At 73.0% G+C, this 24,506-nt stretch carries 26 protein-coding genes; 14 read left to right on the top strand and 12 right to left on the bottom strand.

Translation table 11 applies throughout. The features are described 5' to 3' along the window. Positions 1–5 precede the first annotated feature (5 nt). Complete coding sequence (locus N553_RS0119910) at positions 6–1,604, bottom strand: NAD(P)/FAD-dependent oxidoreductase (RefSeq protein WP_028047982.1); 1,599 nt, start codon at positions 1,602–1,604, stop codon at positions 6–8. A 354-nt stretch (positions 1,605–1,958) separates the two neighbouring features. On the opposite strand from N553_RS0119910, the gene N553_RS0119905 reads away from it, so the two are divergent. The 3 genes from N553_RS0119905 (at position 1,959) to N553_RS0119895 (ending at position 4,465) form a co-directional block, all read left to right on the top strand. Next, positions 1,959–2,141, top strand: a complete 183-nt coding sequence (locus N553_RS0119905) for an Rv0909 family putative TA system antitoxin (RefSeq protein WP_028047981.1) — start codon at positions 1,959–1,961, stop codon at positions 2,139–2,141. 11 nt (positions 2,142–2,152) lie between these two features. After that, positions 2,153–2,296: a hypothetical protein gene (locus tag N553_RS25235; protein WP_156043928.1), complete on the top strand. Its 144-nt coding sequence runs from the start codon at positions 2,153–2,155 to the stop codon at positions 2,294–2,296. 138 nt (positions 2,297–2,434) lie between these two features. Further along, positions 2,435–4,465, top strand: coding sequence for a thioredoxin domain-containing protein (locus N553_RS0119895; RefSeq protein WP_028047980.1), 2,031 nt, complete (start codon positions 2,435–2,437; stop codon positions 4,463–4,465). Positions 4,466–4,557: 92 nt separating this feature from the next. On the opposite strand, the gene N553_RS25230 is transcribed toward N553_RS0119895, so the two are convergent. Then, positions 4,558–4,731, bottom strand: a complete 174-nt coding sequence (locus tag N553_RS25230) for a hypothetical protein (protein ID WP_156043927.1) — start codon at positions 4,729–4,731, stop codon at positions 4,558–4,560. Positions 4,732–5,028: 297 nt separating this feature from the next. Continuing rightward, entirely contained in the window at positions 5,029–5,910 is an 882-nt protein-coding gene (locus N553_RS0119885; protein ID WP_028047979.1) for a manganese catalase family protein, read from the bottom strand. Between the two features lie 255 nt (positions 5,911–6,165). Between N553_RS0119885 and N553_RS0119880 the strand changes: the two genes are divergently transcribed. From N553_RS0119880 to N553_RS0119865, 4 genes are all read left to right on the top strand, one after another. Beyond that, positions 6,166–7,005 carry a DUF1028 domain-containing protein gene (locus N553_RS0119880; RefSeq protein WP_028047978.1) on the top strand — a complete coding sequence of 280 codons (840 nt, stop codon included), beginning with the start codon at positions 6,166–6,168 and terminating at the stop codon, positions 7,003–7,005. An 84-nt stretch (positions 7,006–7,089) separates the two neighbouring features. Further along, on the top strand, positions 7,090–8,874 hold the full coding sequence (locus tag N553_RS0119875; RefSeq protein ID WP_028047977.1) for an N-acetylglutaminylglutamine amidotransferase: 1,785 nt from the start codon (positions 7,090–7,092) through the stop codon (positions 8,872–8,874). Next, positions 8,874–10,028 carry a glutamate--cysteine ligase gene (locus N553_RS0119870; protein WP_197030140.1) on the top strand — a complete coding sequence of 385 codons (1,155 nt, stop codon included), beginning with the start codon at positions 8,874–8,876 and terminating at the stop codon, positions 10,026–10,028. Before N553_RS0119875 ends, N553_RS0119870 begins: the two co-directional genes overlap by 1 nt. 27 nt (positions 10,029–10,055) lie before the next feature. After that, on the top strand, positions 10,056–11,516 hold the full coding sequence (locus tag N553_RS0119865) for an aminotransferase class I/II-fold pyridoxal phosphate-dependent enzyme (RefSeq protein ID WP_028047975.1): 1,461 nt from the start codon (positions 10,056–10,058) through the stop codon (positions 11,514–11,516). A 21-nt stretch (positions 11,517–11,537) separates the two neighbouring features. Here the strand turns inward: N553_RS0119865 and N553_RS0119860 are convergent, their stop codons facing one another. Together N553_RS0119860 and N553_RS0119855 are read right to left on the bottom strand one after the other, a co-directional pair. Beyond that, complete coding sequence (locus tag N553_RS0119860) at positions 11,538–11,768, bottom strand: DUF2188 domain-containing protein (RefSeq protein ID WP_028047974.1); 231 nt, start codon at positions 11,766–11,768, stop codon at positions 11,538–11,540. A 105-nt stretch (positions 11,769–11,873) separates the two neighbouring features. Next, positions 11,874–12,314, bottom strand: coding sequence for a DUF4383 domain-containing protein (locus tag N553_RS0119855; protein WP_028047973.1), 441 nt, complete (start codon positions 12,312–12,314; stop codon positions 11,874–11,876). Positions 12,315–12,620: 306 nt separating this feature from the next. On the opposite strand from N553_RS0119855, the gene N553_RS0119850 reads away from it, so the two are divergent. The 4 genes from N553_RS0119850 to N553_RS23905 all read left to right on the top strand — a co-directional run bounded on the left by N553_RS0119850 (position 12,621) and on the right by N553_RS23905 (position 15,954). Beyond that, positions 12,621–12,872 carry a DUF4242 domain-containing protein gene (locus N553_RS0119850; RefSeq protein ID WP_028047972.1) on the top strand — a complete coding sequence of 84 codons (252 nt, stop codon included), beginning with the start codon at positions 12,621–12,623 and terminating at the stop codon, positions 12,870–12,872. Between the two features lie 109 nt (positions 12,873–12,981). Continuing rightward, positions 12,982–14,271 carry a hypothetical protein gene (locus N553_RS0119845; protein WP_156043926.1) on the top strand — a complete coding sequence of 430 codons (1,290 nt, stop codon included), beginning with the start codon at positions 12,982–12,984 and terminating at the stop codon, positions 14,269–14,271. A gap of 70 nt (positions 14,272–14,341) precedes the next feature. Next, positions 14,342–15,502 (top strand): molybdopterin-dependent oxidoreductase, encoded by a 1,161-nt coding sequence (locus N553_RS0119840; protein ID WP_034623583.1) that lies wholly within the window; start codon positions 14,342–14,344, stop codon positions 15,500–15,502. Then, positions 15,499–15,954: a hypothetical protein gene (locus N553_RS23905; RefSeq protein WP_051640396.1), complete on the top strand. Its 456-nt coding sequence runs from the start codon at positions 15,499–15,501 to the stop codon at positions 15,952–15,954. The genes N553_RS0119840 and N553_RS23905 overlap by 4 nt, the downstream gene beginning before the upstream one ends. Here the strand turns inward: N553_RS23905 and N553_RS23900 are convergent. The 3 genes from N553_RS23900 to N553_RS0119820 are packed head-to-tail and all read right to left on the bottom strand — an operon-like array spanning position 15,951 to position 17,880. Further along, entirely contained in the window at positions 15,951–16,589 is a 639-nt protein-coding gene (locus N553_RS23900) for a bifunctional 2-polyprenyl-6-hydroxyphenol methylase/3-demethylubiquinol 3-O-methyltransferase UbiG (protein ID WP_156043925.1), read from the bottom strand. The two genes, N553_RS23905 and N553_RS23900, sit on opposite strands and share 4 nt — an antisense overlap. Beyond that, positions 16,589–17,233, bottom strand: coding sequence for a DUF2064 domain-containing protein (locus N553_RS0119825; protein WP_197030139.1), 645 nt, complete (start codon positions 17,231–17,233; stop codon positions 16,589–16,591). Before N553_RS0119825 ends, N553_RS23900 begins: the two co-directional genes overlap by 1 nt. Then, a complete protein-coding gene (locus tag N553_RS0119820) occupies positions 17,230–17,880 on the bottom strand; it encodes a glycosyltransferase family 2 protein (RefSeq protein WP_081844791.1) in 651 nt (216 codons plus the stop codon). Before N553_RS0119820 ends, N553_RS0119825 begins: the two co-directional genes overlap by 4 nt. A gap of 124 nt (positions 17,881–18,004) precedes the next feature. Between N553_RS0119820 and N553_RS0119815 the strand changes: the two genes are divergently transcribed. Next, positions 18,005–18,721, top strand: coding sequence for a response regulator transcription factor (locus N553_RS0119815; RefSeq protein ID WP_028047967.1), 717 nt, complete (start codon positions 18,005–18,007; stop codon positions 18,719–18,721). Further along, positions 18,718–19,824 (top strand): sensor histidine kinase KdpD, encoded by a 1,107-nt coding sequence (locus N553_RS0119810; RefSeq protein WP_028047966.1) that lies wholly within the window; start codon positions 18,718–18,720, stop codon positions 19,822–19,824. The genes N553_RS0119815 and N553_RS0119810 overlap by 4 nt, the downstream gene beginning before the upstream one ends. On the opposite strand, the gene N553_RS0119805 is transcribed toward N553_RS0119810, so the two are convergent. After that, positions 19,821–20,834, bottom strand: a complete 1,014-nt coding sequence (locus tag N553_RS0119805; RefSeq protein ID WP_028047965.1) for an NAD(P)-dependent oxidoreductase — start codon at positions 20,832–20,834, stop codon at positions 19,821–19,823. The genes N553_RS0119810 and N553_RS0119805 overlap by 4 nt on opposite strands. Before the next feature lie 113 nt (positions 20,835–20,947). On the opposite strand from N553_RS0119805, the gene N553_RS0119800 reads away from it, so the two are divergent. After that, positions 20,948–21,745 carry an S-methyl-5'-thioadenosine phosphorylase gene (locus tag N553_RS0119800; RefSeq protein ID WP_028047964.1) on the top strand — a complete coding sequence of 266 codons (798 nt, stop codon included), beginning with the start codon at positions 20,948–20,950 and terminating at the stop codon, positions 21,743–21,745. Positions 21,746–21,838: 93 nt separating this feature from the next. Here the strand turns inward: N553_RS0119800 and N553_RS0119795 are convergent, their stop codons facing one another. From N553_RS0119795 to N553_RS0119785, 3 genes are all read right to left on the bottom strand, one after another. Then, entirely contained in the window at positions 21,839–23,419 is a 1,581-nt protein-coding gene (locus N553_RS0119795; protein ID WP_028047963.1) for a Na+/H+ antiporter, read from the bottom strand. 45 nt (positions 23,420–23,464) lie between these two features. Continuing rightward, the gene (locus N553_RS0119790) at positions 23,465–23,842 is read right to left on the bottom strand and encodes a DUF2255 family protein (protein WP_028047962.1); all 378 of its coding nucleotides are present in this window, start codon (positions 23,840–23,842) and stop codon (positions 23,465–23,467) included. A gap of 61 nt (positions 23,843–23,903) precedes the next feature. Continuing rightward, the gene (locus N553_RS0119785) at positions 23,904–24,494 is read right to left on the bottom strand and encodes a hypothetical protein (protein ID WP_028047961.1); all 591 of its coding nucleotides are present in this window, start codon (positions 24,492–24,494) and stop codon (positions 23,904–23,906) included. Between the last annotated feature and the right edge of the window lie 12 nt (positions 24,495–24,506).

The following is a 24,506-nucleotide window of genomic DNA, read 5'->3' as shown; positions in this document are numbered from 1 at the left end:
CGCCGTCAGCGTTCCCGCAGCACGCGCTCCCAGGCGGTGCGGGCGAGTGACGTCCGCACGCGTCCTGTGCGGCTCGCGGCGCCGAGCGCGGCGCGGGCCGCGTTCCACCCGCACGCACCGTGCACGCCGCCCCCGGGGTGTGCCGAGGCGCTCGCGAGGAACAGGCCCGCGATCGGCGTCTCGGGGCGCCCGAGGCCGGTGGTCGGTCTGAACACGAGCTGCTGGTGGAGGGCCGAGGTCCCACCGTTGACCGCGCCACCCACGAGGTTTCCGTCCGATGCCTCGAGGTCGAGCGGGCTCTGCACGTGCCGACCGAGGACCGCGTCCCGGAAGCCTGGCGCGACCCGTTCGACCGCCGCCTCCATGCGCTCGACCTCCTCGGCCACCGCGGCGCCTGACCAGTCCGTGCCGCGCGGGACGTGCGTGTAGGCCCACGCGGACTCGGTGCCGTCGGGCGAGCGGGTGGGGTCGGCGGTCGTCATCTGGCCGAAGAGCATGAAGGGCCGCGACGGTGTGCGCCCCACGGACAGGTCGGCCGCCATGTCGACGAAGCCCAGCATGTCGCTGCCGAGGTGGACGGTTCCCGCGCCCCGGACGCCGGGGGCTGTCCACGGCACGGACGTCCGGAGGGCCCAGTTGACCTTGAACGTGGGGTGGTCCCACTGGAACCGCTCGAGGTCGCGGCCCAGACGTGCGGGGAGGTGCTCACGGCCGACCAGGTCGAGGTAGAGCGACGGCGCAGTCACGTCGGCGAGCACGGCGCGGCGAGCACGGACCTGCCGACCGTCGCGGGTGCGCACGCCGACGGCCCGCCCGCCCGACACGAGAACCCGGTCCACGCGAGCTCCCGTCTGCACCTGGCCGCCACCGGCCTCGAGGCGGCGCACGAGCGCTCCGGCGAGCTCTCCCGCGCCGCCACGGGGGACCGGGAAGCCGACATCCTGCCCGAGCATCGCGAGCAACCACCCGAACACCCCGCTGCCGGCAGCATCCGGAGGGACGTCCGCATGCATCGCGTTTCCGGCCAGGAGCAGCCCGCCACCCTCGCCGCGGAAGTTCTCGTCGGCCAGACGTCGTACGGGGAGCACGCCGATGCGGGCCAGGTCGAGGGCCCCGGAGACGCCTGTGCGGCGCAGGAGCCGGACCAGCGGGACGACCGGGGGCAGGGGCGTGAACAGGGCGTCGAGCAGCGGGTCGCGGACCATCCGCCAGGTCTGCACCACGCGCATCCACGCGTCGCCGTCGCCGGGGGCGAACTCCTCGAGGCCCTCGGCGGTGTCCTGCGCCCTGCGGTGCAGGACGGCAGCCCGGCCGTCGTCGAGCGCGTGCGCGAGCACCGTCGGGGCGTGCACCCAGCGCAGCCCGTGGTCACCGAGATGCAGACCTGCGATGACCGGTGACGCTGCGGCGAGCGGGTAGAAGGCGCTGAACAGGTCGGTGCGGAACCCCGGCGCGATCACCTCCTCGGTGCGCACCGCGCCACCCGGGACGCCTTGCTCCTCCAGCACGAGGACGTCCCACCCGGCGTCGACCAGTGCGTTCGCCGCGACGAGACCGTTCGGGCCCGCGCCGATGACGACGGCGTCACACGTCTGGGTGGTCACGCCTCAGTCCTCACGCGACGTGGTGGCGACGTGGTGCCGGGGGACCACGCCCGGCCCGGACCTCACTTCGGCGACACCGGTCAGGGCGGTGCGACGGATGGGGTGCACGACGCGCAGCTCCGATCGGGGGTGGGACGCCCGTCGCGAGCGGCGGGTCCGGCCGCTGCTGGACCCGTCCCACGAGGCTAGGCGTCATGGCGGAGCCCGCAACCGCTGGCCCCGGGCGCTCGGCGGCGCGTGCGCACGCCACGGAGGGCCGATCCGCGAGCTGTCGGATGCGGGCCGACGCGGCGTGACGCACCATGAGGACGCGGGCGAAGCAGGCACCCGCAGGACGACCGAAGCAGGTGAAGCATGGGAATCGACGACCTCAAGAACAAGGCCTCCGACGCGCTCGACAGCGACCAGGGCGAGAAGGCGAGCGACACCGCTCTGGACAAGGGCGGCGACGCGGCGGCGTCGGTGACGGGCGGCTCGCACGACGAGCAGGTCACCAAGGTCGAGAAGTCGGCCGACGAGCACATCGGCAACCGCTGATCGGCGGGGCCATGACCGGCGCGACTCAGCAGCCACGGGACGGGGAACCCATCACCCCCGCAGGTGACGGCACCGGTCCGGACGAGAACGAGCTCGATCCGGCCAAGACGGGTGCCGACCAGTCGCAGGAGGACGAGCGCTCCGACGCCGGCTGACTGCACGCACTGCCGTCTCGCAGGGTGCCCGTGCACGGGTGCCCGCACGGCGGCGGACGCCACCCCCGTGTTCAGGGCACGCCCGCCCGGCAGGACGGTGGTGGCGTCCGTCGCCCTCGACCCCCGAAGGTGTCCATCGTGACGAACCGCCTCGCCGGTGCGACGAGCCCGTACCTGCTTCAGCACGCAGGGAACCCGGTCGACTGGCAGGAGTGGGGCGACGCCGCATTCGCTGAGGCGACGTCCCGCGACGTGCCGGTGCTCGTCTCGGTGGGCTATGCGGCGTGCCACTGGTGCCACGTGATGGCGCACGAGTCGTTCGAGGACGCGGCTGTCGCGGCGTTCATGAACGAGCACTTCGTGTGCGTCAAGGTCGACCGCGAGGAGCGTCCCGACGTCGACGCGGTCTACATGGCAGCGACCCAGGCCATGACCGGTGCCGGCGGTTGGCCCATGACGGTGTTCACCACGCCGGCGGGGGAGCCCTTCTTCTGCGGGACGTACTTCCCCCCGCGCCGGCTGCACCAGATGGCGTCGTTCTCGGAGGTGCTCGCCGCCGTGGCGGCCGCGTGGACGTCACGGCGGGACGAGGTGCTGTCCGCCGCCGGCGCGATCACGCAAGCGCTCGCGAGCGGCGCAACCGCGAGCGGGGCGCCCGAGGTCGCGCACGCCGAGCTGCTGGAGCAGGCTCTGCAGCGACTCGCGCCGACGTTCGACGTGAGCAACGGCGGGTTCGGGGGTGCTCCGAAGTTCCCGCCGTCGACGGTTCTCGAGTGGCTGGTGCGCCACCACGCGCGCACGGGCGACCCCACCGCGTGGGAGATGGCGACGCGCACGCTCGAGGCGATGGCGGGCGGCGGGATGTACGACCAGCTCGCCGGTGGCTTCGCCCGGTACGCCGTCGACGAGTCCTGGACGGTGCCCCACTTCGAGAAGATGCTCTACGACAACGCGCTCCTCCTGCGGGTGTACACGCACGCCTGGCGGGCGGCGGGCGCTCCTCTCACCCAGCGCGTCGCCCTCGAGACCGCCGAGTGGATGTGCGAGGAGCTGCGGACGCCGGAGGGCGGCTTCGCCTCGTCGGTGGACGCCGACAGCGACGGGCAGGAGGGGGCGTTCTACGTCTGGAGCCCTGACGAGCTGCGCGAGGTGCTCGGCGAGTCCGACAGCGCCTGGGCGGCGAGCGTGTTCGCCGTGACCCCGCAGGGATCGTTCGAGAACGGCACCTCGGTGCTGCAGCGTCGAGGTGACCCGGGCGACGCGGAACGCTTCGGGGACGTGCGTGCGCGCCTGCGCACGGCGCGGTCGCGACGTAACCGGCCCGGCCTGGACGACAAGGTCGTGTCCGGGTGGAACGGTCTGGCGGTGGCCGCCCTGGCCGAGGCCGGTGTCCTGCTCGACCGCCCGGCGTTCCTCGAGGCCGCCGTGGCTGCCGCCGACACCCTCGTCGCGATTCACGTGCGCGAGCGCGACGACGGCTCGACCCGGCTGGTCCGGTCGTCGCGCAGGGGGGTTCCGGGCCGCGCGCCGGGTGTCCTGGAGGACTACGCCCATGTTGCGGACGGCCTGCTCACACTGTCGGCAGCCACCGGCGAGACCCGGTGGTTCACGGTCGCGGGACGCCTGCTCGACACGGTTCTGGATCACTTCACCGCGACGGACGGCGGCTTCCACGACACCGCGGACGACGAGACCGACCTCGTCGTCGCCCGCCTGGGACGGCCACGGGACCGGGCGGACGGACCCACACCCGCAGGCCAGTCCGCCGCGGCCGGGGCGCTCCTGACGTACGCCGCGATCACCGGCTCCCTGCGTCACCGGGAGGCGGCCGAGCTCGCCCTGCGCGACGCGCTGACGATCGCTGAACGGTTCCCACGGGCGGCGGGCGCAGCACTCGCCGTGGCGGAAGCCGTGGTCGACGGCCCACGGGAGGTCGCGATCGTCGGACCCCTCGACGACGCACGGACGGCGGCGCTCCACCGTGTCGCGTTGTCCTCGAGCGCGCCCGGTCTGGTGCTGGCCCTCGGCGACCAAGGCGGCTCGGACGGCCGCGCGCTGCTGGTGGACCGCCCGCTCGTGGACGGCGCGCCGACGGCCTACGTCTGCCGAGGATTCGTCTGCGACCGGCCCACGACCCGTCCCGAGGAGCTGTCCCGCCAGCTCGCGTGACCGAGTCACGGCACGAGATCGAGCGGCCGCGGCGACGACGCGGCCGCTCGTCGCGCGGGGGCGGCGGTCTCGTGACGTCGGCCGCCCCGTCGTCAGTCGAGGCCGCTCGGCGACGCGCTGGTGCCGGCGAGAACGCCGGGTCCAGCAGCGAACTTCTTGCGCTCGTGGTAGCTCTCACAGGCGCGGGCCATACCGGGGTCGGCATGTTCTTTGCCGCACACACCGCAGATGCACGGGTTGGACGGGATGGTCGGTCGAACGGACATTGTTGCCTCCAGAAGGGAAAGGCGATGTGGGCGCACAGCGACGCCCTCTGCGATGACTCGTCGTGCGGCGTGAGACCGACGCCCGGCCCGTCTCGCTCGTCACGTCAGCTTCCTGGACGCGAAGGTGCGACCTCTGGTCATGGCACGTCACCCCGGCGGGGCGTCGTCGTCTCGTGGTCGGGCCACGGCCGAGCGGGGCCGCCACCGAGGAGGGCCTCGTCCGCTGACGGCGGTTGCTCGACAGTGCTCGGGTCCGAGAGGTCGGGCGCCGCCGGAGCGGCGCCCGACCTCCCGAGCTCACTCCCGATGCAGCTTGTCCTGCACCGTGCCGGCGATCTTCTCCATGGCGTTGGGCAGGTCGGTGGTTCCGTAGAGCCGGCTGTCCGGGCGGGTAGGCGCCGGCATCGGCACGCCCTGCGGCGGTTCGGCGACGTAGGTGAACTCGCCCTTCCCGTCAGGGGTAGCGCCGGACGCCCAGGTCCCCTCGGCGGCCTTCTCGCCGTCGGAGAAGTTGATGTACTGGTACGCCACCTCGCGGTCCTCCTTGTTCAGCGGGAAGTTGCTGGGCACGGGCAGCTCCTCCGCTCCTTCGGCGCGCAGCTCCGCGGCGGCGGCGAGCCACTGGTTCTGGTGCATGGTGTCGCGCGCGAGCAGGAAGCCCAGGAGATCGCGCACCGCGGTGTCGTCGGTCATGTGATAGAGGCGCGCTACCTGGACCCTGCCCTGCATCTCGGCGTTGGCGTTGGCCGTGAAGTCGGCCAGCAGGTTGCCGCTGGCGGTGATGTACGAGCCCATCCACGGGTTGCCCATGCTGTCCACCGGGCGCGCACCGGCGCCCGCGACGATCGCGTGCTGGATGTCGGTGCCGCCGATCACGGCAGCGACCGTCGGGTCCGCCTGCATGGCGCCCTCGGTCACCCCGACCGGAGCCTTCTCCAGCAGCTGCGCGATCATCGTCGCGAGGATCTCGACATGCCCGAACTCCTCGGTGCCGATGCCGAACAACAGGTCCCGGTACTTGCCCGGCACGTGGATGTTCCAGGACTGGAACGCGTACTGCATGGCCACGGTGATCTCGCCGTACTGCCCGCCCAGCACCTCTTGCAGCTTTCGTGCGTACACGGCGTCGGGACGTTCGGGCTTGGCCTGGTGCTGGAGTGTCTGCCGGTGCAGGAACATCGAATCTCCCGGGAGTCAGCCGTCGGGCACTGCCGACGGAGGGACGATCTGCCCGTCGGGGCCGCGGTGCCGGGGGCGACCGCAGGTTTCCCACCTGGGCGCCGACACGCTGCTGCATCGGAGGACGGAGCCGTCAGGGACGGGTCCGTCCCGTCAACGGTAGCCGCGGTCCCAGGCGACGCAACTGCGGGGCGACGTGGTCTCCGGACGGCTCGGCCCTGATGCCGGCGCCGTGCGTGCGGCAGGATCTCGAAGGTGACCTTCTCTCTCGTGGCGCGCGACGGTGACGGGCGCACGTTCGGTGTCGCCACCGCGTCGAAGTACCTCGCGGTGGGCTCGACCGTGCCCGCCGTGTCGGCCGGGATCGGCGCGCTCGCCACCCAGGCCCGGACCAACGTCGCCTACCGCGAGCGTGGCATGCGCCTGCTGCGCGCCGGGGTGACGGCAACCCGGACAGTGCACGGCCTGGTCGAGCCTGACGAGGAGCGCGACGTGCGGCAGGTGGCTGTGGTCGCCGGCACCGGGGAGCCGGCAGCCTGGACCGGTTCGGGGTGCTGGCCGGCGGCCGGCCAGCTGGTCGCAGAGGACTGCGTCGCCGTCGGGAACTTCCTCGCGGACCAGCAGGTGCTCGGGTCCATGGTTGACGCCTTCGCGGGTGCGACCGGGAGCCTCGCGCGCCGCCTCCTGGTCGGCCTGGCTGCGGGTCAGGACGCCGGTGGAGACGTTCGGGGGCGGCAGAGCGCGGCACTGCTCGTGGCGTCCGGCCAGGGTGTCGTCAAGCTGCGCACCGCGGAACGCGTCGATCTGCGGGTCGACGACCACCTCGACCCGGTCGGCGAGCTCGGGCGGCTGCTGACCAGGTTCGAGGTCCTCGTCGCTGATCCGGACCCCTCGGCCGCGCTGACGCTGGACGGGCCGACCGCGCGAGAGGTCGACGACGCGCTGCAGGTCCTGGGGGTGGTCGACGGGGACCTCGCGCAGCGGCTCCGCGCCTGGGCGATCACGGAGAACCTGCACTACCTGCTGCTCGAGGGTGCGGTGGACCGGCTTCTCCTGAGCGAGCTCCGGGCCCACGTCGCGGTCCGCCTGGGCTGACCGACGAGCGGACCGGTCCTGCGCGTGTGAGTCTTGGATGCACTGGTCGAGCTCCCGGCCCCAGCGGGCGAGAGAGCGGCTCACATGTGCGGCATCTGTGGCGAGATCACCTTCGACGGCAGCCCTGCCGATGGGCAGGCCGTCGAGCGGATGTCCAAGGCGTTGGCGGCGCGGGGACCCGACGGCTCCGGTTCGTGGAGCGAGGGCCGCGTCGCGCTCGGCCACCGGCGTCTGGCGATCATCGACGTCAGCGACGCGGGCCTGCAGCCGATGGTCGACGACGACCTCGATCTGGTGTGCGTCTTCAACGGGATCATCTACAACTACCGCGAGCTTCGCGAACAGCTCCGACGCGAGGGCTACCGCTTCTCGTCCGCCTCGGACACGGAGGTGGTCGTCAAGGCGTACCACCGGTGGGGCACCAGCTTCGTGGACCACCTGGTCGGCATGTTCGCCGTGGTGCTGCTGGAGCGGCGCAGCGGCCGGGTCGTCATGGCTCGCGACCGCCTCGGCATCAAGCCGCTGTACGTGAGCCGGGCTCCAGGCCGCCTGCGGTTCGCGTCGACGCTGCCTGCGCTGCTCGAGGCGGGCGACGTCGACACCGCTCTCGACCCGGTGGCGCTGCACCACTACCTGTCGTGGCGCGCCGTCGGGCCTGCACCTCGGACGATCCTGGAAGGCGTCCGCAAGCTGCCTCCCGCCACTGTGCGGGTGGTCCACCCGGACGGGCGCGAACAGGACCACGTCTACTGGGCGCCCGACTACGTGCGACGGGAACAGGAACGCGACTGGGACGAGCGCGACTGGACAGACGCCGTGCACGACGCGCTGCGGACGGCGGTCCGACGCCGCATGGTCGCCGACGTCCCGGTCGGCGTGCTGCTGTCGGGTGGCCTGGACTCGAGCCTCGTGGTCGCTCTGCTGGCCGAGGCAGGTCAGACCGGCCTGGCCAGCTTCTCGATCGGGTTTCCCAGCGGGGCCGGTGCTGCGGGGGACGAGTTCCGGTGGTCCGACGCCGTCGCGCAGCGCTTCGGCACGGACCACCACAGGGTCACGGCGACGGCCCAGGACGTCGTGGAGGCGTTCCCGCACACCGTGCAGGCGATGTCCGAGCCCATGGTCAGCCACGACACGGTCGCCTTCGACCTCCTGGCCCAGGAGGTCAGCACCCACGTGCGCGTGGTGCAGTCCGGTCAGGGCGCGGACGAGGTCTTCGGTGGCTACCATTGGCACGCTCCGCTGGCCGACGTGCCTCGGTCGGAGGCCGCCGAGACCTACGCCGGGCTCTACTTCGAGCGCGACCACGCGGACATGGCGCGCCTGCTGGCGCCCGAGTGGCACGTCGCCGAGGACCCGTCCCGGGCGCTCGTGGCCGCGCACCTGGCCCGGCCGGGTGCCCAGAGCACGGTCGATGCCGTCCTGCGGCTCGACACCGAGGTCATGCTCGTGGACGACCCGGTGATGCGGCTCGACAGCATGACGATGGCCTCGGGCCTGGAGGCGCGAGTGCCGTTCCTGGACCACGAGCTCGTCGAGCTCGCCGCCGCGTGCCCCCCGGAGCTCGCGCTCGCTCACGGGGGCAAAGGGGTCCTGAAGTCCGTCGCTCGACGCCTGCTGCCTGCCGACGTCGTGGACCGGCCCAAGGGGTACTTCCCGGTCCCTGCCGTCACGCACCTCGACGGGCCGGTGCTGGAGCTCGTGCGCGACACCCTGACCTCGCCCACAGCCCGCCAACGAGGGCTGTTCCGGCGTGAGTACGTCGACGCGCTGCTGGCGGAGCCGGAACCCGTCGCGGGGCCGACCGGTGTCGCCAGGTTGTGGCCGCTCGCCGTGCTCGAGCTGTGGCTCCAGACGCACGGGATCCGCTGATGGCCACGGACACGTCGCTCGCCGTCGACCTCGACGTGCTCACGGTCGCCTCGCCGCGTCTGCGCACGGTCGGCGTGGAGGAGGAGCTGCTGCTGGTGGACCACGCGACGGGCGCGCCGGTCGCCGCAGGGTCCTCGGTCCTGGCGGCAGGAACGGCCCTGCCGGTCGGCGCCCTGCAGTCGGAGCTCCAGGAGCAGCAGGTCGAGACGGCGACCACACCCACCCGCACGATCGGGGACCTCGGCGAGCAGCTCGTGTCACTGCGTCGGGTGGCTGACGTCGCCGCCCGCACCGCCGGGGCTCGCGTCGCGGCGCTCGCGACGTCGCCCCTGCCCGTGCGACCGGTCCTCAGCGACGGGGCCCGTTTCCGCGCGATCGAGGCGCAGATGGGTCTGACGTGCCAGGAGCAGCTGACGTGCGGGTGCCACGTGCACGTCGCGATCGACAGCGCGGACGAGGGTGTCGCCGTGCTGGACCGCATCAGACCGTGGCTCCCGCTGATCACGGCGCTGGCCGCGAACTCGCCGTTCTGGGGTGGACGCGACACCTCGTACGCGAGCTACCGCACCCAGGCGTGGAGCCGGTGGCCCGGCACGGGGCCGACGGACATCTTCGGCTCCGCCGCTGCCTACCAGGACGTGGTCGCCAGGATGCTGGCCACCCAGACGCTGCTGGACGGCGGGATGGTGTACTTCGACGCCCGGCTGTCGCACCGGCACCCGACAGTCGAGATCCGGGTCGCGGACGTCTGCCTGGATGTGCGGGACACCATGCTGGTCGCCTCGCTCTGCCGTGCGCTGGTGCAGACCGCCGCGGACCAGTGGCGCACCGGCGTGCCGCCGTCCACGCAGCCCACCGTCGTGGTGCGGCTGGCGGCCTGGCGTGCGAGCAGGTTCGGGCTGTCAGGAGACCTGGTGCACCCGGTCGAGGACCGGCTCGTGCCGGCGCGGGACGCCCTGAGCGCGTTGCTGCACCACGTGTCGGGCGCGTTGGAGGCGGCCGGTGAGCTCGCCTGGGCTCGTGAGGAGATGTCGGCGCTGCTGGCCCGCGGCACCGGTGCCGACCGGCAGCGTGCCCAGCTGTCACGCGGTGGTGACCTGTCGACGGTCGTCGCACGCGCGGTCGATGCCACTCTCGCCGACCGGCGAGCGTGACCCGGCCGCTGAGGAGAGGAGAACGACGTGGACCACAGCCGGACACCCGTGGTGGAGGCGCTTGTCGACTTCCGACGCCGGGGAGACGTCGCATACGGGCCCCCGGGGCACCGCCAGGGCCGCGGAGTCGACCCACGCCTGCTGGAGGTGCTCGGCGAAGGGCTGTTCGCGGCCGACGTGCTGACGCTCAACGGCTTGGACGATCGTCGGCAGTCCCAGGGGATCCTCGAGCAGGCTCAGCAGCTCATGGCCGACGCGGTCCACGCCGAGCAGGCGTTCTTCTCGACCTGCGGCAGCTCCTTGTCCGTGAAGAGCGCCATGATGTCGGTCGCCGGACCGGGTGAGGAGCTGCTCGTCTCGCGCAACGCGCACAAGTCGGTGGTCTCCGCGCTGATCATCGGCGGGATCCGGCCGGTCTGGGTCCATCCGCACGCGGACGAGGAGCTGCACCTGGTCCACCCGCCCGAGCCCGACGACGTCCGCAAGGCCCTGGCCGCCCACCCGGACGCGAAGGGGATGCTGCTGATCACGCCGACCGACTGGGGGACCTGCGCGGACATCGCAGGAGTGGCGGCCGTCTGCCATGAGGCGGGGGTTCCGCTCATCGTGGACGAGGCGTGGGGCGCCCACTTCCCGTTCCACCCCGAGCTGCCCACGTGGGGGATGGACGCCGGTGCCGACGTCGTCGTCACCAGCGTGCACAAGATGGGTGCCGCGATCGAGCAGAGCTCGGTGTTCCACCTCCAGGGTGACCGCGTCGACCCGACCGTCCTGAAGGCGCGGGAGGACCTGCTCGGGACCACCAGCTCCTCGAGCCTGGTCTACCTGACGCTCGACGGGTGGCGTCGCCACATGGTCGAGAGCGGCAAAGAGCTCCTCAGCGAGGCCCTGGCACGCGCGGGCCGGATCCGAACGGCTGTCGAAGGCCTGGAGGGCCTGTCGCTCATGGGTCGCGAGGTGGTGCGGCCGGGGGCGGCGTTTGACATTGACCCGTTGGTGCTCACGGTCGACGTCCGCGGCCTCGGGATCACCGGGTACGCCGCGACCGAGTGGCTGCGCGACACCTGCCGCGTGGACCTGAGCGCGTCGGACACCTGCCGGATCAGCGCACGCATCACCCATGGTGACGACGACCGGTCCGAGTCCGTGCTCGTCGAGGCGTTCGAGCAGCTCGTCGCGCGTTCCGACGAGATCGACCGTGCTCCGCAGGTGGCGCTGCCCGGGCTCGGCGACCTCGAGCTCGAGAGCGTCATGCGACCGCGTGACGCCTTCTTCGCCCGTGTGGAGCAGGTGCCGCTGAAGGAGTCGGTCGGCAGGATCGTCGCGGAGATGATCTCGCCCTACCCGCCGGGCGTACCCGTCCTGGCGCCGGGGGAGCGCATCACCGCAGAGGTGATCGAGTACCTCCGGACCGGCAAGGACGCCGGCATGCTCATCCCCGACTCTGCGGACCCGGAGCTGGGCTCCCTGCGCGTGGTGGCCGAGTAGGCGCGTGGTGGCCGAGCAGCCCTACTGGACGGCGCTGCAGCTCTCGGCCTGGTCGACCGTGTAGCTCTCGGTACGGTCGACCAGGCCGTGCTCGTCATGGATGTGGTGCTCGACGTGCCGGGCGAGCGCCTCCGCACGGCCTTCCGCGACGGCTTCGTCCCGCGTCGCGTACCGCTCGCCGATCTGCCGAGCGGCGACCTCGTTGAACCACCGGCCCTCCCCGGGGACGGTGTGCACGGGGTGGTCTGACATGGCACTCCTCCTCCGTCTCGTCGGCGCCCCCGCGAGGCGGCACCGCTGGTCAATCGCTGCGGGTGGGCCGGCGGCGACGGGACGCCGCCGGCCCACCCGAGCGACCTACCGCCTGCCCGCCGTCCCGTCCCGCGCGGGCCACAGGGCGATCGCGAGACCGGCAAGCGCGCTGACGAGGTGGAGGCCGTTGTCTGCCCCGTTGATGTTCAAGAAGTTCCCGTCCGTGTCGTCGGCCACGATCAGGCCGTACACGAACGTTCCGCCGTACCCGACGGCGAGGATCCACCCGTACGCCCGGGCCCGGGCGACGGTCGACCACAGCGCGATCCCGAGGATCCCGACGACGATGTGCACGATGTTGTGCAGCGGGTTGATCGCGAACCCCATCAGCGTCTGTGAGTGGTCGTGCTCGGTGAAGTCGTCGAAGCCGGTGATGGCGAAGCCGACCAGCCCGACGAGCAGGTAGACGACGCCGATGATGAGTGCAAGCCACTGGAACGGGTACCTGGTGCGGACGGCCGTCGCCTGTCGGGCCGGTGCGGTCATGGGATACCTCCGAGAACACAGCCTCGGCACCCCACGGAGCCGAGGACGAGGGCGCCCCGGCTCGACGCGGTAGGACAAGCGTGCGCGCACAGCGGGTTGCGCGCACCCGGAGAGCGCCGATCGCTGTGCTCTGAGCCCGGCCGCGGGGTCTCGCGCAGCGGGGCTCGCAGCTCGACCGTGCTGGTCGGTGACGGGTGAACCCGTCGGCGCCGGCACCGACAGGTGAACCTCCCGGGCCGCCGCCTCGTCTCAACTCATGGCGAGCCCACCGTGGGCTCGCGGAGAAATGACCGGAAGGTGACTTCAATGGCGCTGTTCATGGACGCCCACACCATCGAGGGCGGAGTCTCGGCAAGCGATGTCGCGTCCGCCCACCAGGCCGACCTGGCGACGCAGGGGCCGCACGGCGTCAACTACGTGCGGTACTGGGTCGACGAGGCGGCGGGCAAGATCTTCTGCCTCGTCGAGGCCCCCGATGCGGAGGCCGCCGCCACCGTCCACCGCGAGGCCCACGGTCTCGTGGCCGACGAGATCTACTCCGTCACGGAGGGTGCCTGACCCGGACGCGCCTCTGCGTGTGCGGGTCGGGCCCAGCCGGGCGAGGTGTCCGGCAACGTTCATCCGCGTCACCTGATCGGGGCGGTGCCTCACACCTACGCTGGCCCTCGTGCCCCCCCGAGCGTCCAGGCGCGCAGTCGTGGCCGTCGCGATCTGGGCTGCGTGCCTCGCCCTCGTCTGGGCCGTCGGCCTCGTCCTGGAGCGCGCCGGTGCCGTGATCACGTACGGCGGCGCGCCGCCGTTCGTCGGGCACGTTCGCCTGCGCGTCTCGGGCGGGACGGTCGTCGCGGTGCTCGTCGCGACGCTGGTGGTCGTTCGAGGTCCGGCGTTCGCGCGGTCCGCCCGTTGGGGGGTGCTGCTGCTGGCGGGCTGGGTGACGACCGCCGCGTTCGCGGTGGCGCTCGCGACGACCGACGGCTGGGACGCCCTGACCGCCCCGCTGCGCGGCGAGCACGACTACCTCGGTGTCGTGCCGGTGGTCCGCGAGGCCCCGGGGGTCTTCGTGCGCACGTTCACCGAACGCGCGCTCGACTACCCGATCCACGTCCGCGGTCACCCACCCGGGTTCCCGCTGCTGCTCGCCGGGATGGACCGCGTCGGGCTGGGTGGCGCCGGGTGGGCGGCTGCCCTCGTCATCGGTGTCGGGACGAGCGCGGTCGTCGCCGTGGCGATCACGGTCAGGGCGCTCGGCGGTGCCCCCGGGCAGGACGTCGTGCGCCGTGCACTGCCTGCCGTGGTCCTGGCTCCGGCCGCGCTCTGGCTCGCGACGACCGGCGACGCGTTCTTCGCCGGCGTGCTCGCGTGGGGGATCGCCCTGCTCGCGCTCGCCTCGACGCGGGACCGCGCCTGGCCGTGGGCGCTGGCCGCCGGGCTCGTGCTCGGGCTGTGCCCGTTCCTGTCCTACGGCCTGCTCCCGATGGGTGCGCTCACGCTCGTCGTCGGGGTCAGCACGAGGCGCTGGGTGCCGACCCTCCTGGCAGGGTGCGTCGTGCTGGCCAGCGCAGGGGCCTGGGCCGTCGCGGGCTTCTGGTTGCCCGACGGGATCGCGGTGACCCATCTCGCCTCGTCTCTCGGGCGGGCCGCCGACCGGCCGTACGTGTACTTCGTCGTCGCGGACCTCCTGCTCCTCGGCGTGCTCGTCGGTCCGGCAGCCGTGGGCGGGCTGACCGGACTGTCGAGGCTGCCGCAGGAGGCTCGGCTGCTCGTCGTCGTCGCACTGGGCGCCGCCCTCATGGGTGCGTTGTCGGGTGTGGAACGCGGCGAGGTCGAGAGGATCTGGCTGCCGCTGGCCTGCTGGGTGGTGCCCGCCGCGGCGGTCCTGGCGTCGGACCGCCGCTGGCTCGTCGCCCAGGCCGCCACCACCGTGGTGCTCCAGGTCGTCCTCGTCTCGGCCTGGTGAGCGGCACCGTCAGGTAGCCGTCATCGTCCGGCCCCGTTCGTGAGCGCCAGCCCGGCCTACGGTCGAGAGCATGAGCCGCGTGACGGATCTCCGGCGTCTCGCGAGGCCTCCCGACCAGGACGACTTCGCGTCGACGGTCCACGACCCCCGGGTCGTCGCGCGGGTCGGCGTCCTGCTCGCGAGCGCGATCGTCGTCGCGTTCCTCACCGGGCTGATCTCCCACCTGCACCAGAACCCGACGCCACTGCTCCCGCTGCCGCCCGGTCCCACGTGGGGCTATCGGGTGACCCAGGGGCTGCACGTCGCCGCCGGCCTGGCCGCGATCCCGCTGCTGCTGGCCAAGCTGTACGCCGCGTACCCGGCACTCTTCGCGCGGCCCCGGCTGCGGAGCCCGCTGCACGCCGTCGAACGAGGCTCCGTGGCCGTGCTCGTCGCCAGCGCGATCTTCCAGGTGAGCACCGGCCTGCTGAACACCTTCCAGTGGTACCCGTGGTCGTTCTCGTTCGTCCGGGTCCACTTCGCGGTCGCCTGGGTGCTCGTCGGCTCGATCGCCGTGCACGTCGCCGTGAAGCTGCCCGTGATCGTCGAGGCGTTCCGGCGACCGCTCGACGAGCCGTCGGAGCCGCCCGAGGAGGGCACCACACGCCGCGGGTTCCTGGGAGGAGTTGCCGTCACGGTGCTCGGACTCACGGCGCTGACCGTCGGCCAGACGGTGCCGGCGCTGTCCGCCGCCGCGATCCTGTCGCCCCGGCAGGCGGGGAACGGGCCGCAAGGGCTACCGGTGAACCGGACGGCTCGTGCGGCCGGCGTCGAGGCGACGGCCACCGACCCCGCCTGGAGGCTCTCGCTCGTGGGACCCGCACGGACGGTCCGGCTCACTCGCGCGGACCTGGAAGCGCTGCCGCAGGTCACCGTCGTGCTGCCGATCGCGTGCGTCGAGGGGTGGAGCACCACGGCGACGTGGGAGGGCGTGCGAGTACGGGACCTCGTGGCGCTCGCGGACGGCTCGGTCGACCAGGACGTCCGCATCGTGAGCCTGCAGCAGGGTGGGTCGTACCGGCAGTCCGTCCTGCCGGCGTCGTTCGTGCAGCATCCCGACAGCCTGCTCGCGCTGCGCCTCGGCGGTGAGGACCTCGACCTCGACCATGGGTACCCCGCTCGGCTGATCGCACCGGACCGGCCCGGCGTCCTGCAGACCAAGTGGGTGGACCGGATCGAGGTCCTCGCATGAGGTGGTCCGCCGGACGGCTCGCGCTGCTCGGGTTCGGCGTCGCACTCGTCGGCGTCGGTGCGGTGGTCGGGCTGACGTCGATCCCACAGCGCCAGTGGCCGGGCATCGTGCTCTGGATGGCCGGCGGCGTCGCGGTGCACGACGCGGTGCTCGCGCCGATCGCGGTGCTGCTCGGGCTCGTCGTGCTGCCACGGGTCCGGCCGGCCTGGCGGCCGGCGCTGCGCGCCGGTGCGCTGGGCGCAGGAGTGCTCGCGATCTTCGCGGTGGTGATCGTGGGTGCGTCAAGCCGTCGTCGCAACGACTCGGTGGTACCGGTGGCGCCCACGACCTCGCTGGCGCTCGCCGGTGCGGCCCTGCTCCTCGCGGTGCTCGTCGGCGCGGTCGTCGGCTCGCTGGCCCCGAGGCGTCCCGCCGAGCCCGACCCTGACCTGCTGCCTCGTGAGACGGACTAGGACCGTTCCACCGCCCGGAGCGCCATCACCGTGCGGGCCTTCAGCTGCCACTGCTCGAGGACGATGAAGCCGCAAGTGGGAGCGAGGACGGCCATGGCTCGGGCGCCGACGCGTGCCCAGGGCATGGGCCGGCTCACGTGCCCGTCGGCAGACCGGAGGGTGAGCGGCTCGGTGTCGTCGGCGTCCGGGTCGGCGTCCGTCTCCACGAGCACCAGGCCTCGGGGCCCGACGAGCAGCCGGCAGCGGCGCAGGAGGGCCGCCGGGTCACCTCCGATCCCGATGTTGCCGTCCGCGAGCAGGACGGTGCCCCAGCGCCCTTCGGCCGGCACGGGCTGCTCGACGGCTCGGCGCAGGGCCATCGCACCGCGTCGGCGGGTCTGCTCGACCGCGCGCGGCGACACGTCGATCCCGAGCGCCGGCACTCCTCGGGCGTTGAGGGCACCCACGAGCCGACCGGGGCCGCAGCCGACGTCGAGCACGGGTGCCTCGCACCGCGCGAGCATCAGGTGGTCGACGTCGTCGGGCTCGTCGCTCCAGCGGGCGACCGCGAGCGCCACCGCACCGGCCGAGCCCACCGCGACCACGGCTGCGCCGTCCAGCGCCGACTCGTAGACGGCCAGCGGGTGCGGACGCATCAGACGTCGACCGCGGTCAGGCGCCGCCAGGCGGCAGCGAACCGGGTGCCCGGGTGAGCGAGCGCCACGGCGCACGCGTCGGCGGGCTCGTCTACGTCGCGCAGCGTCGGCAGGATCCGCACGGTCAGGCCGAGCTGGCGCAGCCGCGCCAGCTGGTCGGCGCCGGTGTGGTCCGTGGACATCGGGACGCCGTCGAAGGCGCCGGGGCACCGTTCGCGCAGGCCGACGGCCCAGAAACCTCCGTCGTCCGTCGGCCCGAGGACGGCGTCCGCCCCCTGGAACGACACGTCCAGCGACAGCTGCGGTGAGTCCATCCCGACGAGGAGCACGGGACCACCGCGGTCGAACGCGGCATCGACGGCGGCGGTCAGCCGAGCCCCGAGGTCGCCGTCCGGCTGGGCGACCACGTCGAAGCCGACCGGCAGCCACGGGCCGGCCCGACCGTCGAGCGCCACGAGCCGGTGCTCGGCGTCTGCCGCCGCCATGACGCGCACGGTGTCCTCGATGGCCGCCGACGCCAGCGCGGCCGCCTCGACGGGCGAGAACTCGCTGTGCAGGCGGGTCTTCACGCGGCCCGGCACCGGTTCCTTCGCCAGCAGGACCAGGGTCCGGGCGCGGTCGGCGGCCCGCACGACGACCATCATGAGGCCAGCACCCCGGACATGTCGCGGACCGCCCGCACGACCCCCAACGGCGTGCCGGTGACCTTCGAGCGGCCGGTCCGGGGGGCGTAGTCGACGTCGACCTCGTCCACGCGCCAGTGCGCGTCAGCGGCCCGCACCACCATCTCGAGCGGGTACCCGGAGCGGCGGTCGGTCAGCCCCAGGTCCACCAGTGCGGTACGCCGCGCCGCTCGCATGGGACCCAGGTCGTGCAGCTTGAGGCCGGTGCGTCGTTCGAGGCGACGTGTCAGGACCTGGTTGGCGTAGCGCAGGTGCCACGGCCAGGCCCGCGCGGTCGTCGGGCGACGTCGTCCGAGCACCAGGTCGGCGGCGCCGTCCAGGACCGGTCCGAGCACCCGGGGCAGCTGGGCCGGATCCAGGCTCCCGTCGGCGTCCATGAACGCGACGACGTCCGCGGTCGCGGCCAGCAGGCCTGCGTGGCAGGCCGCGCCGAACCCCCGCCGGTCCTCGTGCACGACCAGAGCACCGAGCTCCGCTGCGACCGCCGCGCTGCCGTCGGTCGAGCCGTTGTCGACGACGACCGCGCGGGTGCCCTCGGGAAGCCGGGGGAGCAGCCAACGCAGGGCGGGCGCCTCGTCGAGGCAGGGAAGAACGACGTCCACGGTCATCTCTTCACGCTAGGACGGGGTCGCCGGCCGGGGGTCGTGCGCCGGATGACGGTTGCCTGACGGATCGACCGGAGCCACGCTCGCAGCGGACCGCACGTCACGGCCTGCGGGCTAGCGTTGCCCCATGCCGACGGTTCTGGTGGTGGACGACGAGGAGCTCGTGGTGCGCAGCATCGCCGCTTACCTCGAGGCCGACGGCGTGCACGCCGAGGTCGCCGGCGACGCGCGCGACGGCGAACGGTTGTGGCGCGAGCTGCGCCCCGACGCCGTGGTGCTGGACGTGCGTCTGCCGGGTGCGTCGGGTCTGGACCTGCTGCGCAAGATGCGGCTCGACGCCGACCGCACCCCGGTGGTGCTCCTGTCCGGCCTCGACACGGTCGACGACCGGATCGTCGGCCTGGAGTTCGGTGCCGACGACTACCTGACCAAGCCGTTCAGCCCGCGCGAGCTCGTGCTCCGGCTGCACGCCCTGCTGCGACGCGGTGACATCCACCCGGGCGACGGCTCCCGCCCCTTCACGGTCGGTCCGCTGACGCTCGACCCGACGATCCGCACCGCGACGTTCGGCCGGGACACCCAGACGCTCGCGCCGCGCGAGTTCGACCTACTGATGTTCCTCGCCCGGAACGCCGGGTCCACGTTCGGCACCCGAGAGCTGCTGCGCCGCGTGTGGGGGTGGGACTTCGGCGACGACTCGACCGTCGTCGTCCACGTCCGGCGCCTGCGCCGCAAGTTCGAGCCCGACCCGGCCTCGCCCGTGATCCTGACGACGGTCCGCGGCACCGGCTACCGGCTCGCGACGGCCGACGAGCTCGCCGCAGCCCTCGGAGCGGTGCGATGAGCCGGGACCTGTGGTTCATGGCCGGCATGACCGCGCTGTGCGCGCTCGGCGTCGGGCTCGTGGGCGCCCTCGTCGTCAGCCGCGTCCGTCGCGCCTCGCTGGTCGCCGCGCTCGTGGTGACGGCGCTCGTGCCGGCCGCGGTGATCGGGCTGGCCCTGTGGATCAACGTCGGTGCGATGTTCCTGTCGGACCACGACGCGGCCGTCGCCCGCCTGGTCCTCGTCCTGTCCTCCGTGCCGGCCGTCGTCCTGGCCGTGCTGCTCGGTCGGATGCTGCTGGCGGACGTGCGGTCCGTGGGGGAGCAGGCCCGCGCGCTGGCTGCCGGGTCCACCGGGCCTGCCGTCGGACCGGTCACCGCCGAGCTGGCCGAGCTCGGAGCTGAGCTCGCGCGGACCCGGTCGAGCCTCGAGGCGTCCCGCGCGCGCGAGCAGGCGCTGGAGTCCGCGCGGCGCCAGGTGCTGGCGTTCGTCAGCCACGACCTGCGGTCGCCCTTGTCCGGGATCCGCGCGACGGTCGACGGGCTGCGCGACGGGGTCCTGGTGGACACGGGCTCGGCGTACGCCGGGATCGAGGCGGCGACCGACCGGCTCGGACGCATGATCGACGACCTCGCCGAGCTGTCGCGCACGGAGGCCGTACCCACCCAGCCCCTCCCGACCGACGTCCCGCTCAGCGAGGTCCTCAACGAGGTGCTGGCCCACTCGGCGGCGGGTGCGGCCGCGCGGTCCGTCGCGCTCGAGGTCGACGTGCAGCCGGGCCTGCGGGTGCGCGGCGTCTCCGAGGAGCTGGCCCGGGTGCTCGACAACCTCGTGGGCAACGCGGTGCGCAGCAGCGGCTCGGGCGGGACGGTGCGCGTGGCGGGTCGCCGCGCCGACGGTCAGGTCCGGGTCGCCGTCGAGGACACGTGCGGCGGCATCCCCGACGACGACCGGGCGCACGTGTTCGACGAGGGCTTCCAGGGCCACGGCGTCCCCGTCGGCGTCGGCGCGTCGGGTCTCGGCCTGGCGATCGTCGGCACCGTCGTCGCGGCCCACGGCGGGCGGGTGGGCGTCGAGGCGACCGACGGTGGCTGCCTGTTCGAGGTCCTGCTCCCGGCCAGCTAGCTGTGCGCGAGCCCGTCCGCCAGTGACGTCGTCGCGTGCCAGCCGAGCACCTCACGGGCCCGTGCGGACGACGCAGTGACGTGCCGGACGTCCCCGAGCCGGTACTGCCCGGTCACCACCGGCTCCGGCCCGCCGACCGCGTGAGCGAGCGCCTCGGCGAGGCCGCCGACGGTGGTCACCGTGCCCGATCCCACGTTCAGCGCGGCGAAGCCCGCGGTGTCCGCGCGAGCTGCGGCGCCGACGGCTGCCGCCACGTCGTGCACGTGCACGAAGTCACGGCGCTGGCCGCCGTCCTCGAACACGCGTGGAGGCCGTCCCGCGGCCAGCTCGGACCGGAAGAGCGACGCCACGCCCGCATAGGGCGTGTCCCGCGGGGATCCTGGGCCGTAGACGTTGTGGAACCGGAGCGCGACGGCGCTCCCGCCCGTCTCCCGCACCCACGCGGACAGCAGGTGCTCGCCGTGCACCTTGGTCGCTGCGTAGACGTTCCGGGGATCGAGGGGCGCGTCCTCGGCCACCAGGGTCGGCGCCAGAACGGCGTCGCAGCGGGGGCAGCGCGGGTCGAAGATCCCCGCGTCCAGGTCCGTCGGTCTGCGCGGTCCGGGCGCGACCCTGCCGTGCTCCGGGCAGTCGTAGGCACCCTCCCCGTAGACGACCATCGAGCTCGCGAACACGACCTTGGCCACACCCTCGGTCGCCGCGACCCGCAGGACGCACGCGGTTCCCAGGTCGTTCGAGGAGACGTAGTCAACGATGTCGCCGAGGTCGACCCCGAGGCCGACCTTCGCGGCCAGGTGGACCACGACGTCCGCGTCGTGGGTGAGCGTCCCGACGAGATCCTCGTCGCGGACGTCGCCGCGCACCAGCCGCCCGCCGGGGACCTGCGGTGCGGCCGGGTGCACGTCGGGTCGCAGGGAGTCGAGCACGGTCACGTCATGACCGGCCGCGGCGAGGATCTGGACGGTGGGACGGCCGATGAACCCGGCTCCACCGGTGACGAGGACGCGCATGCCTCCAGCATCTCCGGGTCGCGCCCGGTGCGGCAGGCCGGCGACGATGACGGGATCCTGACGGATCGCTGCAGCGAAGGCTTCGGGCTCTCACCTCGGGCTACGGTCGCCGCATGAACGCATCGCCTATCGGGATCATCGGCGGATCAGGCCTGTACGAGCTGCTGGTCGACCCGTCGCGGGTCACCGTGACGACGCCGTTCGGGGACCCGAGCGACTCAATCCACGTGGGCAGGCTCGGTGGGCGGGACGTGGCCTTCCTGCCCCGGCACGGCGCCGACCACCGCTTCCCGCCGCACCGTGTGCCGTACCGGGCCAACCTGTGGGCGCTGCGCAGCCTCGGTGTGCGACGCGTCCTGGCGCCCGGCGCGGTGGGTGCGCTGCGCCCCGACCTGGCGCCGGGCACGCTCGTCGTCCCCGACCAGATCATCGACTCGACCTGGGGCCGCGACTCCACGTACTACGACGCGCCCGGTGCTGTCGTGCACGTCGGCTTCGCCGACCCGTACTGCCCGCAGGGACGCACGGCCGTACGGTCGGGCCCGATGCCGGTCGTGGACGGCGGGACGCTCGTGGTCATCCAGGGCCCCCGGTTCTCGACGCGCGCCGAGTCCCGGCGCAACGCGGTCGCGGGCGGTGACGTCGTGGGAATGACCGGGATGCCGGAGACGGTCCTGGCCCGCGAGCTCGCCCTCTGCTACACCGGCCTGGCCGTGGTCACCGACGCGGACGCCGGCGTCGAGGCAGCAGGAGCCGTCAGCCACCAGGCCGTTCTCGAGCAGTTCGCGCGCAGCGTCGCCGAGCTGCGCACGGTGCTCACCGAGGTCGTCGCTGCACTGCCGGTCGACGACGAGTGCTCGTGCCGCCACGCCCTGGACGGGCTCGACCTGCCCTTCGAGCTGCCTGCCTGACAGACGAGCCGAGGCATCCTACGAACCGGGCGGTGAGTAGTCACGCAGGGTCGAGTCCTTGGCTCGTGACGCGACGGCGGCAGGCCGCGGTGTTCACTCTCCGCGCGCGAGCCGGAGCTCCTCGATGTCGAGACGGGCCTGGACCTGGCGCAGGACCGTGTCGTCGATCCTGCGTTCGTCGCGCAGTCGCAGCACCGTCTCGCGCTTGTGGCCCAGGAGCGCGAGACGCAGCGCGGTGTCCTGCTCGGCGTAGCGCACCATGGGATCGCTCGACTCGTCGTCGGATGCCCGGGCCCGCAGGACGCGCAGGTGCTTGTCGTACTCGCCGCGCAGTCGGCCGACGATGCGCGCATCGGTACCCAGCTCGAGGGCGAGGTCGTCCATGGCCGCGAGCGCGTCCTCGGTCGCCACCTGCTCAGCCAGCTGCCGTTCGGTGGTGACCTGGTCGTCGTCCGGAAGATGCGCCCAGCGGGCGGTCGGGGCGAGGAGCAGACCCTGGACGACGAGCGTCGTCGCGACGACGCCGGCGGTGACGAAGATGATCAGGTCCCGGTCAGGGAAGGGCTCGCCGGACGCCAGGGTGGTCGGGACGGCCAGCGCAGCGGCGAGCGAGACGGCACCACGGACGCCGGCCACGGTGCTCAGCACGCGCGCACGGTTGCTCATGCGACGCAGCCGCTGCTCGGGGCGACGGTCGAGCAGCCGGATGGCGTACGCCGACACGACGAGGAAGGTCAGTCGCACCGTGAGAATCACGACGCAGACGGCCAGAACGACCACGACCGCGGTGGCGGGCTCGATGCTCACGAGGTTGCGCGCGGCCGTCTGTGCCTCGATACCCACGAGGACGAACAGGGAGGCGTTGAGCAGGTAGGTGGACACGGTCCAGAAGGCGGTCATCTGCTGGCGGGCCCCCGCGCGGCCGATCCGAGGGCCGACCTGGCTCATGGCGAGCCCGCAGACGACCACGGCCAGCACTCCGGAGGCCTCGATGAGCTCGGCGAGCAGGTAGGCGGTGAACGGCAGCAGCAGGACGGCCACGTTGCTGAGCAGCGGGTCGGTGACCCGCCGCCGGACCTGCACGCCGAGCAGCGCGACCAGGGCGCCGACGAGGAGGCCGCCACCGTAGGCCAGGACCACGAGCCACGCGATGTGCCCGGCCGTGAGGGTCTGCTCACCCACGGTGACCCCGACGGCGACACCGTAGAGGACCAGCGCGGTGCCGTCGTTGACGAGGCTCTCGGCCCGCAGGATGGTGACGGTGCGGCGGGGGAGCAACCGGGCCAGTGCCCCGACCGCCGTCGCGTCGGTGGGTGCGAGGGCTGCTCCCAGCACCCACGCAGGTCCCCACGGGACGCCGGCCACGTGTGCCGTCGCGGCGACCGCCCACGCGGTGACGACCACCAGGAGCGTGCTCGTGAGCACGATGCCGCGGAAGTTGGCGCGGATCTCGCGCAGGGACGTCGTCAGCGACTCCCAGTAGAGCAGGAGCGGCAGGAACACCAGGAGCATCAGCTCGGGCGGGAGCTGAGCCTGCCGCAGCGCCGGTGCGAAGCCGAGCATCACACCGGCGAGCAGCAGCAGGACCGGCGACGCGATGTGCATGCGCCGCCCGACGAGCCCGCACACCAGGATCGTCACGCCGAGGACGACGACGAGCTCAAGTCCGAACATCGTCAGCGCTCCTGCAGGTCGTGCACCTGGGTCGGGTGCTGCCGGTCAGCGCGTCGGGAGGACGCGCAGGGTCACCTCAGCGGCGCTCGGACCGACGATGGCCCCGACCGGTCCGGGTCCGTACCGGTCGTACTTGGCGTGCAACGCCGCATCTATGGCGTCGTGCGGCGCGTCGTCACCTGTCTGGAAGGCCACGGCCTTCTCGACGTCGCCGATGCGCACCCGACCGGTGCGGGACTCCCTGGACCGACGGAACCAGCCGTTCTGCGGCCCGTGTGCCGAGCGGATGTAGACGTCCTCGCCGAGGACCGTGAACCAGATCGTCACGAACGGGCGCATGCTCCCGTCGGGGCGCCGCGACGCCACCTGCAGCTCATCGACCTGGGCGATCGTGCGGAGCTCGTCCGCTGTCCAGGTGTTCACGAGGGGTCCCTTCGTCCCCGTTGCTGTCCGCGGCAACCCCGGCATGCGTCTGTGCTGCGGTTCACGGACGCCGCACGAGCCGAGCGCGTGCGGCTCGGCCGACGAGCGTCACGGCGACGACGCCCGCCACCGCGGCGACCACCCACGGGCCGCCGACCAGGACGGGATCGAGGGGCTGGTGCACCCGGTCCACGCGGTGGCCCTCCATGCGGGACCTCAGTCCGTGCCGACGGACCTCGCTGAGCACCCCGGTCTCGGTGACGGGGTTGTCGGGACGCAGGGTCAGCAGCGAGGACGCGTGATGCTCGATGGCGTCGACCCGGTCACCGAGGACGAGCAGGAGCCAGTGCGCTGCGCGGGCCTCGCTGTACCGCTTGTACGCGTAGGCGCGCACGGCGCCGGACACGCCCCGCAGAGGTTGAGCCGTGCCGAACACCGGCGTGAGGAACGCGTGCTCGATCGAGCGTTCGCGCGGTACCCGCTCCTCTTGCCGCTCGGGGAAGTCCCAGTGGGCACCGGTATCGAGGTCGAACCGTTCGCGCGGGACGGACGGGCGGTCGGCGGGGTCCAGGTCGGCACCCCAGCCGGGGATGCGCGCGCGCAGCTGGTCGGTCGGCTCGGCGAGCGGCGGCTTCTCGGATGTGTAGGTCATGGTGTCCTCTCC

The organism is Cellulomonas sp. URHE0023 (assembly GCF_000688475.1).
Lineage (GTDB): Bacteria > Actinomycetota > Actinomycetes > Actinomycetales > Cellulomonadaceae > Cellulomonas.
This window is presented reverse-complemented; position numbering and strand designations above follow the sequence as displayed.

What these genes read in the sequence shown, in the direction of transcription:
- N553_RS0119905 (WP_028047981.1), top strand. Translation starts at nt 1,959, where the DNA reads ATGGGAATCGACGACCTCAAGAACAAGGCCTCCGACGCGCTCGACAGC.
- N553_RS25235 (WP_156043928.1), top strand. Translation starts at nt 2,153, where the DNA reads ATGACCGGCGCGACTCAGCAGCCACGGGACGGGGAACCCATCACCCCC.
- N553_RS25230 (WP_156043927.1), bottom strand. Translation starts at nt 4,731, where the DNA reads ATGTCCGTTCGACCGACCATCCCGTCCAACCCGTGCATCTGCGGTGTG.
- N553_RS0119885 (WP_028047979.1), bottom strand. Translation starts at nt 5,910, where the DNA reads ATGTTCCTGCACCGGCAGACACTCCAGCACCAGGCCAAGCCCGAACGT.
- N553_RS0119875 (WP_028047977.1), top strand. Translation starts at nt 7,090, where the DNA reads ATGTGCGGCATCTGTGGCGAGATCACCTTCGACGGCAGCCCTGCCGAT.
- N553_RS0119870 (WP_197030140.1), top strand. Translation starts at nt 8,874, where the DNA reads ATGGCCACGGACACGTCGCTCGCCGTCGACCTCGACGTGCTCACGGTC.
- N553_RS0119860 (WP_028047974.1), bottom strand. Translation starts at nt 11,768, where the DNA reads ATGTCAGACCACCCCGTGCACACCGTCCCCGGGGAGGGCCGGTGGTTC.
- N553_RS0119855 (WP_028047973.1), bottom strand. Translation starts at nt 12,314, where the DNA reads ATGACCGCACCGGCCCGACAGGCGACGGCCGTCCGCACCAGGTACCCG.
- N553_RS0119850 (WP_028047972.1), top strand. Translation starts at nt 12,621, where the DNA reads ATGGCGCTGTTCATGGACGCCCACACCATCGAGGGCGGAGTCTCGGCA.
- N553_RS0119840 (WP_034623583.1), top strand. Translation starts at nt 14,342, where the DNA reads ATGAGCCGCGTGACGGATCTCCGGCGTCTCGCGAGGCCTCCCGACCAG.
- N553_RS23905 (WP_051640396.1), top strand. Translation starts at nt 15,499, where the DNA reads ATGAGGTGGTCCGCCGGACGGCTCGCGCTGCTCGGGTTCGGCGTCGCA.
- N553_RS23900 (WP_156043925.1), bottom strand. Translation starts at nt 16,589, where the DNA reads ATGCGTCCGCACCCGCTGGCCGTCTACGAGTCGGCGCTGGACGGCGCA.
- N553_RS0119825 (WP_197030139.1), bottom strand. Translation starts at nt 17,233, where the DNA reads ATGATGGTCGTCGTGCGGGCCGCCGACCGCGCCCGGACCCTGGTCCTG.
- N553_RS0119820 (WP_081844791.1), bottom strand. Translation starts at nt 17,880, where the DNA reads ATGACCGTGGACGTCGTTCTTCCCTGCCTCGACGAGGCGCCCGCCCTG.
- N553_RS0119815 (WP_028047967.1), top strand. Translation starts at nt 18,005, where the DNA reads ATGCCGACGGTTCTGGTGGTGGACGACGAGGAGCTCGTGGTGCGCAGC.
- N553_RS0119810 (WP_028047966.1), top strand. Translation starts at nt 18,718, where the DNA reads ATGAGCCGGGACCTGTGGTTCATGGCCGGCATGACCGCGCTGTGCGCG.
- N553_RS0119805 (WP_028047965.1), bottom strand. Translation starts at nt 20,834, where the DNA reads ATGCGCGTCCTCGTCACCGGTGGAGCCGGGTTCATCGGCCGTCCCACC.
- N553_RS0119800 (WP_028047964.1), top strand. Translation starts at nt 20,948, where the DNA reads ATGAACGCATCGCCTATCGGGATCATCGGCGGATCAGGCCTGTACGAG.
- N553_RS0119795 (WP_028047963.1), bottom strand. Translation starts at nt 23,419, where the DNA reads ATGTTCGGACTTGAGCTCGTCGTCGTCCTCGGCGTGACGATCCTGGTG.
- N553_RS0119785 (WP_028047961.1), bottom strand. Translation starts at nt 24,494, where the DNA reads ATGACCTACACATCCGAGAAGCCGCCGCTCGCCGAGCCGACCGACCAG.